General features: G+C 58.7%; 11 protein-coding genes and 1 pseudogene. 3 read left to right on the forward strand and 9 right to left on the reverse strand.

The annotated features are described in order from the left end of the window. From ehuC to ACQZ45_RS15875, 9 genes are all read right to left on the reverse strand, one after another. Entirely contained in the window at positions 1 to 666 is a 666-nt protein-coding gene (gene ehuC, locus ACQZ45_RS15835; protein WP_035200466.1) for an ectoine/hydroxyectoine ABC transporter permease subunit EhuC, read from the reverse strand. 60 nt (positions 667 to 726) lie between these two features. Beyond that, complete coding sequence (ehuB, locus tag ACQZ45_RS15840; protein WP_004431450.1) at positions 727 to 1578, reverse strand: ectoine/hydroxyectoine ABC transporter substrate-binding protein EhuB; 852 nt, start codon at positions 1576 to 1578, stop codon at positions 727 to 729. A 60-nt stretch (positions 1579 to 1638) separates the two neighbouring features. After that, positions 1639 to 2652, reverse strand: a complete 1014-nt coding sequence (gene doeB / locus ACQZ45_RS15845) for a N(2)-acetyl-L-2,4-diaminobutanoate deacetylase DoeB (protein ID WP_174066376.1) — start codon at positions 2650 to 2652, stop codon at positions 1639 to 1641. Positions 2653 to 2655: 3 nt separating this feature from the next. Next, the gene (doeA, locus tag ACQZ45_RS15850; RefSeq protein ID WP_112524559.1) at positions 2656 to 3834 is read right to left on the reverse strand and encodes an ectoine hydrolase DoeA; all 1179 of its coding nucleotides are present in this window, start codon (positions 3832 to 3834) and stop codon (positions 2656 to 2658) included. Then, positions 3831 to 4844: an ectoine utilization protein EutC gene (eutC, locus tag ACQZ45_RS15855; RefSeq protein WP_174066378.1), complete on the reverse strand. Its 1014-nt coding sequence runs from the start codon at positions 4842 to 4844 to the stop codon at positions 3831 to 3833. Before eutC ends, doeA begins: the two co-directional genes overlap by 4 nt. Next, the gene (gene eutB / locus ACQZ45_RS15860; RefSeq protein ID WP_174066380.1) at positions 4841 to 5860 is read right to left on the reverse strand and encodes a hydroxyectoine utilization dehydratase EutB; all 1020 of its coding nucleotides are present in this window, start codon (positions 5858 to 5860) and stop codon (positions 4841 to 4843) included. Before eutB ends, eutC begins: the two co-directional genes overlap by 4 nt. Before the next feature lie 68 nt (positions 5861 to 5928). Then, a complete protein-coding gene (gene ehuR / locus ACQZ45_RS15865; protein WP_174066382.1) occupies positions 5929 to 7377 on the reverse strand; it encodes a MocR-like ectoine utilization transcription factor EhuR in 1449 nt (482 codons plus the stop codon). A 159-nt stretch (positions 7378 to 7536) separates the two neighbouring features. After that, entirely contained in the window at positions 7537 to 8940 is a 1404-nt protein-coding gene (locus ACQZ45_RS15870) for an aspartate aminotransferase family protein (protein ID WP_035200479.1), read from the reverse strand. Between the two features lie 14 nt (positions 8941 to 8954). Further along, a complete protein-coding gene (locus ACQZ45_RS15875; protein WP_076845945.1) occupies positions 8955 to 10433 on the reverse strand; it encodes an NAD-dependent succinate-semialdehyde dehydrogenase in 1479 nt (492 codons plus the stop codon). A 120-nt stretch (positions 10434 to 10553) separates the two neighbouring features. Here ACQZ45_RS15875 and ACQZ45_RS15880 point away from each other — a divergent pair, with 120 nt between their 5' ends. The 3 genes and pseudogenes from ACQZ45_RS15880 (at position 10554) to ACQZ45_RS15890 (ending at position 13608) form a co-directional block, all read left to right on the forward strand. Next, positions 10554 to 11021, forward strand: a complete 468-nt coding sequence (locus tag ACQZ45_RS15880; protein ID WP_019566776.1) for an Lrp/AsnC family transcriptional regulator — start codon at positions 10554 to 10556, stop codon at positions 11019 to 11021. A 304-nt stretch (positions 11022 to 11325) separates the two neighbouring features. Continuing rightward, positions 11326 to 11899, forward strand: a pseudogene (locus tag ACQZ45_RS15885) (SRPBCC domain-containing protein); the annotation flags it as partial. Positions 11900 to 12471: 572 nt separating this feature from the next. Further along, positions 12472 to 13608 carry a polysaccharide biosynthesis/export family protein gene (locus tag ACQZ45_RS15890; protein WP_013761001.1) on the forward strand — a complete coding sequence of 379 codons (1137 nt, stop codon included), beginning with the start codon at positions 12472 to 12474 and terminating at the stop codon, positions 13606 to 13608. Position 13609 lies beyond the last annotated feature (1 nt).

A 13609-nucleotide genomic window follows, 5' to 3' on the forward strand; every position in this document is an offset into this window, starting at 1 on the left:
TTACGAATGGCGAGTGCGCGGAAACACATTGCCGCGCCGCACGACATGTTCGATCACCCGGATGATGGCCATCAGGATCAGCGACATCGCGAAATAACAGAGGAGTGTGATCGAATAGATGCTGGTGCTATCCAGCGTCAGGTTGCGGATCGACTGTGCCGCGAAGGTGAGGTCGGCAATCGAGATCAGCGATACGAGTGAGGAAAGCTTCAGCGTTTCGATGGCCAGATTGCCGAAGGACGGCATCATCTCGACGATCGCCTGCGGCAAGGAAATGCGAAACAGCGTCTGCATCCGCGTGAAGTTTAGCGCTCGTGCGGCTTCCAGCTGCTGCACCGAAACGGAAGATAACGCGCCGCGAACGATCTCGGCGCCATACCCACCCGCATGGGCGGCGAGCACCATGACGCCGGTGGTGACCGGATCGAAACTCAGACCGACGAGCGGCAGCGCGTAATAGAACCAGAAAAGCTGGACCAGCAGCGAGGTGCCGCGAAACACCTCAGTGTAGCACAATGCGACAGTCGAGAGGATTGGTCCACCCTCGACGCGAAGAATGCCGAAGAAAAAGGCGAGTACCGTGCCGACAACAAGGGCTGCGAGCGTCATCGTCATCGTGACGACGGCGCCTTGCCACAACATCGGCAGGTAGGCGGTCATGTCCATCTGGAGTGTTCCCGAGTTCATGGTAATCGGCGCCCGGTAACGCACGGGCGCCGGCTGGCGTCATTTTCCGGCGCAGAGATCGGCGACCTTCTTTTCGGCCGCTGCCGCGATACTCTGTTCGGAGAGGCCGTATTTTGCGAGGATTTTCTTGTAGTCGTCGGTCTTGCGGAATTCGACGAGCGCGGCGTTGAAGGCGTCACGCAATTCTTTGTCCTCCGGCCGGAAAGCGAAACCGCCGTAGTTGCGCACAGGCGCATCCTTCACGACAGGATCAACGAAGGGCTTCACCTGCTCGACATTGGCTTGGCCCTTGGCCAGTTCTGACACTGTCAGTTCCGTGGCGGCATAGGCATCGGCGCGGCTCTGGACAGTGGGGATGGCATCTGCATTGGCAGGGATGAAGACGATCTGATCTTCCTTGACGCCGACGGCCCGCAGGAAGTCTACATTGTTGGCGCCAGATACGACGGCGACCTTCAATGCAGGATCCTTGGCAATATCGGCATAGGTGGTCAGCTTTTTAGGATTGCCTTTCTTCACCAGCAGGCCTTCGCCATAGGACGAGTTCGGTTCGGTGAAGGCCACTTGCTTGCAGCGCTCGGGCGAAATGTTCTGTTCGGCGGCTGCGAAATCGAAGCGACGCGCCTTCAGCCCGGGGATCAGCGTGCCGAATGGGGTCACCGTCCAGTTGACCTCCTCGATGCCCATCGATTTCAGAACTGCATTCGCGACATCGGGGCCGATGCCGGCAGAGGTGCCGTCGGGCTGCATGTATGAATAGGGCACTTCATTGGCAGTCGCTGCGCGAATGTAGCCTTGCTTCTTCACCTCCTCGAGGGTGAGTGCGCTGACCGCTGTCACGCTGATGGAAAGAGCAAGGGCGGAAAGCCCGGCGAGTTTTGTCATATTCATGTTCTAACTCCTCTGGTTGGGTTGCGTGGTCCGTTTTCGGATCTCACTTCATTCTTCGGACTAGGTATTCTCCGTGACCGTGGCGATGACGGAAAGGCAGTCGCCGGCCTTGATGAGGCCGGGAACGTGGCGCGCTGCGAGCACGCCACTGATAGAGGCGCGGTATTCGACCGGCGCAAGACCGGTTTTTCCAACAGGGTAGACCCTAGCGATGGTTTCACCTGCCTTGACCGTGTCGCCGAGATCGCGGACGAAGACGACGAGCCCGTCATCTTCGGCAAAGGTGAAGCAATCGCTGGAGGGCATATCCAGCCAGCGGCTCGGCGCCGGCACCGCGGCGCCGGTCAGGATGCCTGCATGGCGCAGCAGGTTGATGGTACCTTTGCGGGCGATGTCGATCGATTTTGCGCTGGCCGTGCCCGCGCCGCCAAGCTCGGTGGTGACAAAGACCTTTCCCAGTTCCTCGGCCGTCGTGTCCAGCATGCCGACGGCGTCAATCTCCAGCATCTTCATCGAATAGGGGGCAGCAAAAGCTGCCACCGCCTCAAAGCACCGGGCTTCCTGTATCTTGTCAGGTAATTCGTGAGCGGCAGCGTAAGGCAGGAAATCAAGCGTCCTGCCGCCTGAATGAAAATCAAGAACGATATCCGCAAGCGGTAACAGATGGCGGGTCACGTAATCGGCGATCTTCTCCGTCACGGAACCGTCGGGCCGACCGGGAAAGCTGCGATTGAGGTTCCCGCGGTCGATCGGCGAGGTGCGTGTTCCCGCGCGAAAGGCCGGATAGTTGAGTGCTGGCACGATGATGATACGCCCGCTGACGTCATCTGGATCGAGTGTGTGGGCAAGTTCGAAAAGTGCGGCCGGCCCCTCATATTCGTCGCCGTGATTGGCGCCGGTCAAAAGGGCTGTCGGCCCGTCGCCGTTGGCGATCACGCAGATCGGGATCATTACCGACCCCCATGCACTGTCATCGCGGCTGTATGGTAGCCGCAGATGACCGTGCTGCACGCCTTTCTTGTCAAAATCGACCGACGACGTGATAGGTGAGGGGCGTAGCGCGGTGCTTAACATCTCTCAGCCTTTCACGAACAGTTGCCGCGGCACATTGGAGAGGCATTCGACACCCGTTTCGGTAATGGCGATACTCTCGGTGATTTCGAGCCCCATGTCGTCCAGCCACAAACCGGTCATGAAATGGAACGTCATACCGGGCTTCAGCTCCGTGCGGTCGCCGGGGCGCAGGCTCATGGTGCGCTCGCCCCAGTCCGGCGGATAAGAGAGGCCGATGGGATAACCGGTTCGGTTGTCCTTGATGATCCCGTATTTTTTCAGCACCGCAAAAAACCCATTGGCGATATCTTCGCAGGTATTGCCGGGTTTGGCAGCCGCAAGACCGGCCTCCATGCCCTCAAGCGTGGCCTTCTCCGCATCAAGGAACGCCTTAGTCGGCTTGCCGAGAAAGACAGTGCGAGAGAGCGGGCAATGATAACGGCGATAAGCGCCGGCGATTTCAAAGAAGGTGCCTTCGCCCAAGCGCATCGGCTTGTCGTCCCATGTCAGATGCGGCGCAGAAGCATCGGCACCCGACGGGAGCAACGGTACGATCGCGGGATAATCCCCGCCGAATTCCGCGGTGCCACGAATGCCGGCATCGTAGATCTCGGCGACGAGATCGCATTTGCGCATGCCCGGCTCGACTACGTCAACGATACGTTTGTGCATCAGCTCAACGATCTTGCCGGCCTTGCGCATATAGTCGAGTTCGGTCGGGCTTTTGACCGCTCGCTGCCAGTTTACAAGACCGGCGGCATCCTTGAAGCGGGCGTTCGGCAGATGTTTCTGTAAGGATGCAAAGGCAGCAGCCGAGAAATAGTAATTGTCCATCTCGACGCCGATCGACAGGCCTGACCAGCCCCGGTCATCGAAGATCTTCGACAACAGATCCATCGGATGCCGTTCAGTCGATTGAACGTAGTGGTCAGGATAACCGATGATGTTGTCCTGGGCGAGGTAGGCGGTGCGCTTGGCGCCATTGGCATCCTGCTTGCGGCCATACCAGATCGGCTCGCCTTGCGGCGGCACCAGCACGCATTGGTGGACATAGAAGGACCAGCCGTCATAGCCCGTCAGCCAATGCATGTTGGATGGGTCGGTGACGACAAGCAGGTCGATGCCTGCCTTTTCCATGGCGTCGCGGGTTTTGGACAGGCGCGCGGCATATTCCTCGCGCGTAAAGTTCAGCGTTACGCTCACGCTGCGTCTCCCATTTTCACACTGTTTTCGATGATTTGGCCGCTGCCGGCGTCTTTTGCGCGGGTAAAGGCGAGATTGGCGATGGCGGTGTCCTGCACTCCGGTGCCGGTCAGATCGGCAAAGGTGATGTCGTCCCTCGATACGCGACCGCGTGCCTTGCCAGCGATGACAGCACCGAGCTCGGTGAATTCTTGATCCAGCGTTACAGGCCCCGCGGCGATAGCGTGGTGCAATTCACCGAGGATTCGGGTCTGCGAAAGCCGGTCTGCGATATAGCGCGCCCTGGAAAATACGGCCGGATCGATCTCGTTCTTGTGTTCGGCATCCGATCCCATGGCCGTCAGATGCTGGCCTTCTTCAAGCCAGCCGGCAAACAGTATCGGCTTATCGGCTGGCGTCGTGGTCACGACGATGTCGGCGCCCCGGACAGCGGTCTGCGGATCGGCCGCGGCGACGACCTCTATTCCGTGTTCGCGGGCCAGATCGCCTGCGAGCACCTCGGCCTTTTGATGGTCACGAGCCCAGATGCGTGCGGATTGAATGGGTCGCACCAGTTTCAGCGCATCGAACTGCAGACGGGCTTGCATGCCCGCTCCGAAAATTGCTGCGACGGAAGCATCTTCACGGGCGAGATGCCGTGCTGCGACCGCCCCGGCTGCGGCGGTACGCACATCTGTGAGGTAGCCGTTATCGAGAAGAAGGGCCTCCACCAGTCCCGTCCTTGCGCTGAAGAGGATCATCAGCCCGTTGAGGCTCGGCAGACCGAGTTTGGGATTGTCGAAAAAGCCGGGGCTGACCTTGATGGCGAAACCGTCGAAACCCGGCACATAAGCCGTCTTTACATCCACCTCGCCACGAAACTCTGGTATATCGAGCCGCAAGATCGGCGGCATGGCGACCGCTTCGGTTGCGAGTGCTGCAAAGGCCTGCTCCACGCAGTCGACTGCTGAGAGGTCGAGCTTCACGACAGCGCGCAGATCTTTTTCGGTTAGGATGTTGATTTGGCTCATGCGGCAGGCCCTTCGATGATCGTCCTGTGAACCGCCGGATCGATATTTCCACCCGACACGATGATCGCGGTTGGGCCGGTGATGTCCACCTTGCCGAAGAGGATCGCCGCAAAACCGACTGCGCCGGCACCCTCGACCGTCAGACCTTCTTCATGCGTCGCATGGCGGATGCCGGCTGCGATCTCTTCCTCGGATACCAGCACGATCTCATCGAGAAGAGATTGGCAGAGCGCAAATGTGATGCGGTTTTTCAATCCAATCCCCCCTCCCAGCGAATCCGCCAGCGTTTCTTCTTCCTGGATGGTGACGGGCCGCCCGGCAGTGACTGACGCATGCATGGCCGCGCCCCGCTGCATGGAAACGCCGATGACACGTGCCTCCGGCTTCAGCGCCTTCACCGCAACGGCGATACCGCCCGCAAGGCCACCGCCCGATAGAGGAACGAGAATTGTCGCCAGTTCAGGCATGTCTTCGACGACCTCGAGGCCGATAGTGCCCTGGCCGGCCACGACGTCGGCGTGATCGAAAGGCGGGATAGCGGTCAGGCCTCTGCTTTTGGTCAGGCGCTCCACTTCCTCCTGCGCATCATCCTGTGATCCGCCGACAATCCGGATTTCCGCGCCGAGCGCGCGGATCGCCTCCACCTTGTTTGCCGGCACCAGCGCCGACATGCAGATTGTGGCGGGGATGCCGAGTTTGTCTGCGGCATAGGCCACGGCCCGGCCATGATTGCCCGTCGAGGCGGTGACGAGGCCACGCTGGCGCGTCGTATCGTCTAGCGAGAGAATGGCGTTCATCGCGCCGCGCAGTTTGAAGGCGCCGATGGGCTGAAGGGTTTCAAGTTTGAGATGAACGGGATGACCACAGCGCTCAGAGAGAAAGTCCGAGCGAACCAGCGGTGTGCGCTCCGCCTGTCCCGCAATCCGCGCCGCCGCTCGCTTTATCGCGGTCAGTGAGACTGGAAGCAAGTTGTCGGCGGCGGATATGGACAGGTTTTCGCTCTTCATGATTGTCATGTTGAGAGCGAAATAAAATCATGTCAATTATTATATTGTAATGATTCAATGATTTTCGGCTGGCAACCTCAGCCGATTGACCCGATATCGTAGACCGGCGGCAGTTGCTCGAATGTCTGCCGCACAGTGGTCAAAGCCCTGGCGAGGCTTGCATGATTGAGGCGGCCGCCGAGGCATATGCGAATGCCGCCGCCATGGCTAGGACCGGCAATAAATGGTTCTGACGGAGTTACCGCGACGTTCTGGTTCGTGAGCGCGCGCACCAGGCCGTCCTCCGTCCAGCGCTGGGGAACCTTCAGCCAGGCGCAGAGGGAGAGGGGGTGGGTCGACCCTATATGGTGGCCCAGTATGTCCATGGCGATTTTCTGCCGCGCACGGGCCTCGGTGCGCTGGACATCCAGCAGCAGCCGTGCCGTTCCGTTTTCGACCCAACGGGTAGCGATCTCGGCCGTGAGATATGTCCCGCTCCAGCTCGACACACGCAGGATGGAGGCGGCGCGGATGGAATAGGCGGGTGGCACGACGAGATAACCGACGCGCAGCCCTGTCAACACTGTCTTGGTGAAGCTGGTGACGAAGAAGCCCAGATCAGGCAGCATTTCGGCGATGGATGGCAGATCATCCTCAATCATCGGACGGTAGACCTCGTCCTCGATGACAAAAATGCCGTACCGCTCGGCAATTGCGGCGATGGCCTGCCTTCGCGCTGCGCCCGACACATGCCCGGTCGGGTTGTTAAGCGTGGGAATGAGCACCAGAGCGCGGACACCTCCGGCTGCGCAGGCGGCCTCCAGCGCTTCGGGCAAAATGCCTTCTTCGTCGGTGGGTAAGCCCTTTAGGCTGAAGCCGAGGATATTAGACAGGCCGATAATGCCGTGGTCGGTCAGGTTTTCACAGAGCACCACGTCATTAGAGCGGATAATGCAGCTCAGAGCGAGAAAAATGCCGTGCGCCGCGCCATTGGTGACAAGAATGCGTTCCGGACCGGCGGTCACGCCCATCATGCCAAGCCATGTTCTGGCCGTTTCGCGATGGCTCTCGAGCCCCGCGACCGGCCGGCAGGGGCGCATGAAGCCAGAATTGTCACCATCGGCCATCTCGCGAAGAATGGCGCGCGAGGCATTTTCATGGTCATCGAGATAAACGCCGCGGATGATGGATAGATCGAGCACCTCGGTTGGGCTGTGATCAAGCATCATGCGACCTGCCCGCTCCGTCACCCGCGTCTTCACGAAGGTTCCACGGCCAATTTCGCCGCTGAGATAACCAAGCCGCTCCGCCTCCTTGTAGGAAAGGCTGACCGTCTGGACAGAAAGGCCGAGTTCGCGGGCCAGATCGCGGTGTGTCGGCATGCGGTCCATCGGCTTCAGAACGCCGGCGTCGATATCAGCAATGATGCGTTCCGTCAGTGCGGAATGTTTCGTTTCGCCTTTCTGCTTAGCTAGCGTCGGTCGCCATGCCACCGGTCTCGTTGGGGAAACTGGATCTGGGCTGGGTGAATTGGCTTGACGACGCATGAAATTGTCTCGTTTTCGACGAAGGTAATTTCATGACATTATGCATGCTTCTATGAAAAGATGAAGCCTTATGCAGCGCAGACGGCAACTGCGCTGCAAAGAGGCGCAGTTGCCGTCGAAATGAGCAGCATTTGCGATGTTGAAAACTGAAGCTGCCGATCAGATTTTCTCGCCGGCCTGGACAAGATCATCCATGACACTGCGGACAGCGGCTTCAGCAATGGCGATGATCTCGTCGACCTCCTCCCGGGTCGTAACGAGCGGCGGTGCAAAGCCCAGAATATCGCCATGCGGCATGGCGCGTGCTATGAGACCGCCGTTGCGCGCTGCCTTGGAAACGCGTGCACCCACCGTGAGTTGAGGGGCAAAACGCGTCTTTTTTTCTCGGTCCGCCACGAATTCGATAGCGCCCATCAGTCCCACACCGCGCACCTCGCCGACGATCGGAAGCTGAGCGAACTTCGCCTTCAGTTGTTCCTGGAAATAGCTCCCAACGGCTCGTGCATTGCCTGGCAGGTCTTCCTTTTCGACGATGTCGAGCACGGCGTTTGCAGCCGCCGCTCCGATAGGATGGCCGGAATAGGTGTAGCCGTGGGAGAAGGCGCCGACGCGATCCGCGCCTTCTTCCATCACCTTGTAGACTTTCTCCCCGACGATAGCGCCGGAAAGCGGGAAATAGGCCGAGGTCAGGCCTTTAGCGACGGTGATCAGATCCGGCTCAATGCCATAATGCTGTGAACCAAACATCGAACCCGTGCGGCCGAAGCCGGTAATAACCTCATCGGCAATCAACAGGATATCGTATTTTTTGAGAACCTCCTGAATGGCCGGCCAATAACCTTCCGGCGGCGGTGTGATACCGCCCGTTCCGAGCACCGGCTCGGCGATGAATGCACCAATCGTGTCCGGTCCTTCGCGCAGAATAAGCGCGTCCAGCTCTTCCGCGCGCCGCCTCGAAAATTCCAGCTCCGTCTCACCGGCTTCTGCGCCCCAATAGTGATGCGGAACGCCTGTATGCAGGATGCCGGCCCGTGGAAGGTCCATATGGTCGTGATAAAAACTCATGCCGGTCATTGAGCCGGAAACCACGCTGCAGCCGTGATATCCCCGTTCGCGGGAGATGATTTTCTTCTTTTGCGGCTTGCCGCGCAGATTGTTGTAATACCAAACGAGCTTGGCCTGTGTCTCGTTGGCGTCTGACCCTGACATGCCGTAGAAGACCTTGCTCATTTTGCCTGGTGCCATTCTGACGAGGCGATCGGAAAGGATGGCAAGCTCATCCGTCGTGTGGGCGGCATAGGAATGATAATAGGCAAGGCGGTAGGCCTGACGTGAAATCGCCTCAGCCACCTCGGTACGTCCATAACCGACATTAACGCAATACAGACCGGCGAAACCGTCGATCAACTGCTTGCCGTGCGCGTCCTGAATGCGGATGCCCTTGCCGGTTTCGACAATGGTGGGCTCGCCGAGTTTGCCGCTAGCAAAATCCTTGAGCTGCGTGAAAGGGTGCAAAACGGCGTTTCGATCCATTTCCGCAATATTCTTGACGTCGATTGTCATAGGCGAGTTCCTTTTCACGCAGCTAAGTTGCCGAAGCAGACATATTTGGGTTCGAGATATTCCATGAGACCATGACGCGAGCCCTCACGACCAAGGCCGGACTGTTTCCAGCCGCCGAAGGGAACGGGCGCGCCGGTAAATTTCGGCGTGTTGACGGCTACCATGCCATATTCCAGTTGATGCGTCAGACGCATCGCCCGGCCGAGATCGTTGGTGTAGAGATAGGCCGCAAGCCCCATCTCCGTCGAGTTGGCGCGTCGCACGACCTCCCGCTCGTCATCGAATGGCAAGATCGCGGCAACCGGACCGAAGGTCTCCTCCCGCGCGATCAGCATGTCGTCTGTGACATCGGCCAGCACGGTCGGGGTGACAAAATTGCCGCCGAGCGGACTGTCCTGCCCGCCGCAGATGAGCTGTGCACCGGCAGAGAGGGCCTGCGCGATTTGCTTGCGGCACTTTTCAGCGACGGAGGGGCGTGTCATCGGCCCTATATCGATGCCAGCCTCGAAACCGTGGCCGACCTTGAGTTCGGCACTTGCCTTGCCGAACTGACTGACGAAGCGGTCATAAATACCTCGCTGGACGTAAATCCGGTTGGCAGCGAGGCAGTCCTGCCCCGATGTTGCGAATTTCGCCCCGATGCAACCTTTTACGGCTTTGGAGACATCGGCGTCGTCGAACAGGATGAAGGGCGCGTGACCTCCAAGTTCCAGCGAGGCCTTCTTGATGGTCGCCGCCGATTGCGCCAGCAAAATACGACCGATTTCAGTCGAGCCGGTAAAGGAAAATGCGCGCACATCGGTGTGTTGCAACAGGCGGTGCGCAAGTGGTGCGGCGTGACCGGTGATGACCTGGAATACGCCGGCGGGCATTTCAGCTTCCTCAGCGAGCTTTGCCAAAGCGAGCGCCGAGAGGGGTGTTTCAGGCGCGGGTTTGACGATCATTGTGCAGCCAGCGGCAAGCGCCGCGCCCGCTTTGCGGGTGATCATAGCAGAGGGAAAGTTCCACGGGGTGATGGCCACGGTGACGCCTAGCGGCTGCATCTGGACCGAGAGACGACTGTCGGGCAAATGGCTCGGTATCGTCTCGCCGTAGGCGCGCTCGCCTTCGCCGGCAAACCAATCAAGGAAATTGGCAGCGTAAGCAATTTCACCAAGCGATTCCGAGAGTGGTTTGCCCTGTTCGGCCGTCATTATGACGGCGAGATCATGCGCGTTGTTGCGCATCAACTTGCCCCATTCACGCAAGATCTGCCCGCGTTCGGTTGGAAGCTTGTCGCGCCATTCTAGAAAGGCATTTTTCGCGGTGCTGACGGCATCATCCGCATCCTCAAGCGAGCATGCCGCCACACCGATGAGATCTTCTCCGGTCGCCGGATCAATGACACTGAGCGTTTCATCGCGAGCAACCCAACTGCCATGGAGAAAAGCGCGGCGCTCGATCAAATCCGGCCGCCGCAGGTTTTTTAATGCAGTGCTTGCAATACTTCTCATATGGAGCTCCCGGTAGATTTACAGGGAGACTAATGAAGCGCATTGAGCGGTTGACTGCGTTAATTATATCGTTCAAGCCGGAATTTCGCTTATTTTAGGTTCCCTACGCAGGATTTGTGCATGAATACTCTCGATAGAGCGGACAAGGCGTTGCTTGAGGCCGTTCAAAAAAACAATCGCCTTACGTCGGAAGAGCTGGCGCAACTCGTCAATCTTTCCCCGACCGCATGCCAGCGGCGCCTCAAACGTCTGCGCGAAGATGGCGTCATCGAAGCGGATGTCGCCATCGTGTCGCCGAAGGCCGTTGGGCGCGGCATTACCATGATCGTGCTCGTTTCACTGGAGCGCGAACGCGCCGATATTGTCGATCGCTTCAAGGCGGCCATCCGCGCGACCCGGGAAGTGATGATCGGATATTATGTGACGGGAGATGCCGACTTCATTCTGGTCATCACCGCCAAGGACATGGAGGACTATGAGGCCTTTACCCGGCGGTTCTTTTACGAAAACCACGATATCAAGGGCTTCAAGACCATGGTCGTCATGGACCGGGTAAAGGCCGGATTTTCCTTTCCGATCGAGGTTTGACGACTTGCGGTTCACAGATCTCGCCACTAGACGTCGGGGTGGTTGAAAAGGCTGATGAATGTTTCCTGAGACATCTCTACCCATCCAGACCTCGCAGTTAACCCTTCGCCGTTTTGAGCCTACGGATTTCGACGCCTATGCCACGTATCACAGGCGCGGCGACGTCTATCGTTTCCTGTACGCCTCGCGGAAAAATTGACCCTGGTTGGGGCAGGTTAACACGCTGATCAATTTGCCGTTTCTTCGGCGTGGCGGGGGTTAGCCTCTCGCGCCATGGAGGGGTCAAATCCCACGCTGAAACACATTTCAGGCTGTTAAAGAGCGTAGCCGCTTGACCGTAACGGAGCGGCTTTCCTCGCTGGCGGAGGATATGCGCGATGGCTATCAACAAGGTTTCAGTGCCGGTCTCAACAATCTGGCCAGCGTGGGCGGGCGAACCATGGTGCTGGAGCGAACGATGAAGGTGCCGCGAAACATCGTCTGGAAAGCCTGGATGAACAAAGAGGCGCTGCCACAATGGCGGGGTCCTGACGGCTTTTCCCGCCGCATGAAGAGCATTGACCGGCGGACCGGCGGCGCATGGGTCTTTGACATGATCGGCCCTGGCGGAACAGTCTTTCCGAACCATCATCGTTATGTCGAGGTCCGGTCCGAAGAGAGGATCGCCTATACGCTGCTATGGGGCGAAAACGGGCCACAACATGCCGATGCGTGGGCCTGAAGATCAGGATGGCACGACGAAAGTTGTGCTGGGCATGGTGTTCAGCACGGAAGCCGAGTTCCAGCGAGCGAAGGGTTTCGGTGCCGTGGAACTGGGTCAGCAAACGCTGGCCAGGCTGGAGCGCTTTGACTCCTCAGCAGCGATCCTGTCGCCTTGAAAAAGTTGTTCCGCGCTGTACACAGCAACTGGGCCCGTTTGAGCCGCGCCAGGGAAGCTCGATAAAATCATCAGAACCAGTGCGGGGTGGCGGAGATCGTGGGAAAGCCACACGAACGCCAAAACAAGCGGCTGCAATTAGAGGCGAGTTCCTTGATAAGGAAACGGCTTCCATCGGCTCAACGGGTTTTTGTCAACTGTGTATATGGGAGCAAGTTTGCTGCGGCAGACAGTCTTTTTCTGTCGGTGATGGCATTCCAACGATGTAAACAGGAAACAAGTGCTCGGGATCGTTTTGAGGGCGGGCTGATTTCGGCGCTGCGGGATTGTTGAAAGCCTTGGCTCCTGCATCCGGTTTGGAGAAGCCAATTGCCGCCACCGGAGTCGTTGTCCTGCTTATTTCTCATCGGTGCATTCTAGGAGTTTGCTTCGGCCGGATCCAAAAAGGTTGCGGAATGGTCACACCCTTTCTTTCGACAGAAGGTTTTCCATAAATTGCAACCGCTAAAGTTGTTGCGATGACGTGTCGGGATGTTATCTCTGCGTCAGGTTGAATCATTGAGGGGACGAGGGATGAAAAAGTTGGGGGCGATTTTGCTGATGGCTCTTTTGAGCGCATGTGCAAAGCCATCTGACGGACCGACCGCAGGCAATATCCGGTCTGCGACTTTACCGCGAACCAACGAGAAAATCCCCGTCATCGAGCTGGCTAACGCATCGGCAGCCACGGTTTCCGCCGCAAGCACACAGAACGCCTCCGGGCCCGGCCTTACCGCGCTTCGCAACACCGGTTACAACTCCCAGAGATTGCGGCGCGGCGACGTTATCGACATTACCGTGCTGGATACGGGAGAAGACGGACTTTTCTCCCCGACACAGAGCAAGACGCTTAATCTCGGCCGCTTTACAGTGGATCAGAGCGGCTCGGTGAATATTCCCTTTGTTGGCAAACAGAGGGTTGTTGATTCCACACCGGAAGGGCTGCAATCGCAGGTCGTTGCCGGCCTCAAGGGGTCGGCCGTGAATCCGCAGGCCGTCGTTACTGTCGTTGATAAGCCGACGAGCGCCGTCATGCTCAGCGGCGCGGTGAAAAATCCCGGAAAGATCGTGCTCACCGCCCGGCAAGAGCGGGTGCTCGATGCGCTCAATCAAGCAGGTGGCCCTACTGTCGCTGCGGGCGCGGCCACGGTCACTGTCGTTCGCGGCTCGCAAAGGGCCAGCGTACCTCTTGACCGCGTCATGCGGGAAGACCGTCAGAACATCCGCCTGTCACCGGATGATCAGATCATGATCGATGGCGACGCGGCGAGCTACACCGCACTCGGTGCCTTCAAGAGTGCCGGTGAATTCCAGTTTGAAGCCGGAAAGCTGACCCTTGCGCAGGCCGTCGGCCGCGCCGGTGGCTTGCTGGATGACCGCGCAGACGCGCGCAATGTCTATGTCTTCCGCAATGAGATTGTTCAGGTTCCAGCCGCAAGGATACCGGGCGCGAAAGGCCCGGTCGCTACGGCCACGACCATGCGGCCTGTGATATATCACGTCAACATGCGCGACGCTTCCAGCATCGCACTCATGCAGCTTTTCCAGATGCAGAAGGGCGATGTGCTCTATGCCAGCAACGCGCCGCTGGTGGATTCCGCCAAGCTGCTGACCGTGTTCCAGAAGAGTGTGCCGACTGCGGCGGCGCCGCTTCCCGGCGGCGGCAACTGAC

Source organism: Agrobacterium sp. 16-2014-1-2a, from assembly GCF_053522705.1.

Coding starts and splice junctions, on each gene's coding strand:
- eutB (WP_174066380.1), bottom strand. CDS start 5,860: ATGACAATCATGAAGAGCGAAAACCTGTCCATATCCGCCGCCGACAAC.
- ehuR (WP_174066382.1), bottom strand. CDS start 7,377: ATGCGTCGTCAAGCCAATTCACCCAGCCCAGATCCAGTTTCCCCAACG.
- ACQZ45_RS15875 (WP_076845945.1), bottom strand. CDS start 10,433: ATGAGAAGTATTGCAAGCACTGCATTAAAAAACCTGCGGCGGCCGGAT.
- ACQZ45_RS15870 (WP_035200479.1), bottom strand. CDS start 8,940: ATGACAATCGACGTCAAGAATATTGCGGAAATGGATCGAAACGCCGTT.
- eutC (WP_174066378.1), bottom strand. CDS start 4,844: ATGAGCCAAATCAACATCCTAACCGAAAAAGATCTGCGCGCTGTCGTG.
- ACQZ45_RS15890 (WP_013761001.1), top strand. CDS start 12,472: ATGAAAAAGTTGGGGGCGATTTTGCTGATGGCTCTTTTGAGCGCATGT.
- doeB (WP_174066376.1), bottom strand. CDS start 2,652: ATGTTAAGCACCGCGCTACGCCCCTCACCTATCACGTCGTCGGTCGAT.
- ehuC (WP_035200466.1), bottom strand. CDS start 666: ATGGACATGACCGCCTACCTGCCGATGTTGTGGCAAGGCGCCGTCGTC.
- ehuB (WP_004431450.1), bottom strand. CDS start 1,578: ATGAATATGACAAAACTCGCCGGGCTTTCCGCCCTTGCTCTTTCCATC.
- ACQZ45_RS15880 (WP_019566776.1), top strand. CDS start 10,554: ATGAATACTCTCGATAGAGCGGACAAGGCGTTGCTTGAGGCCGTTCAA.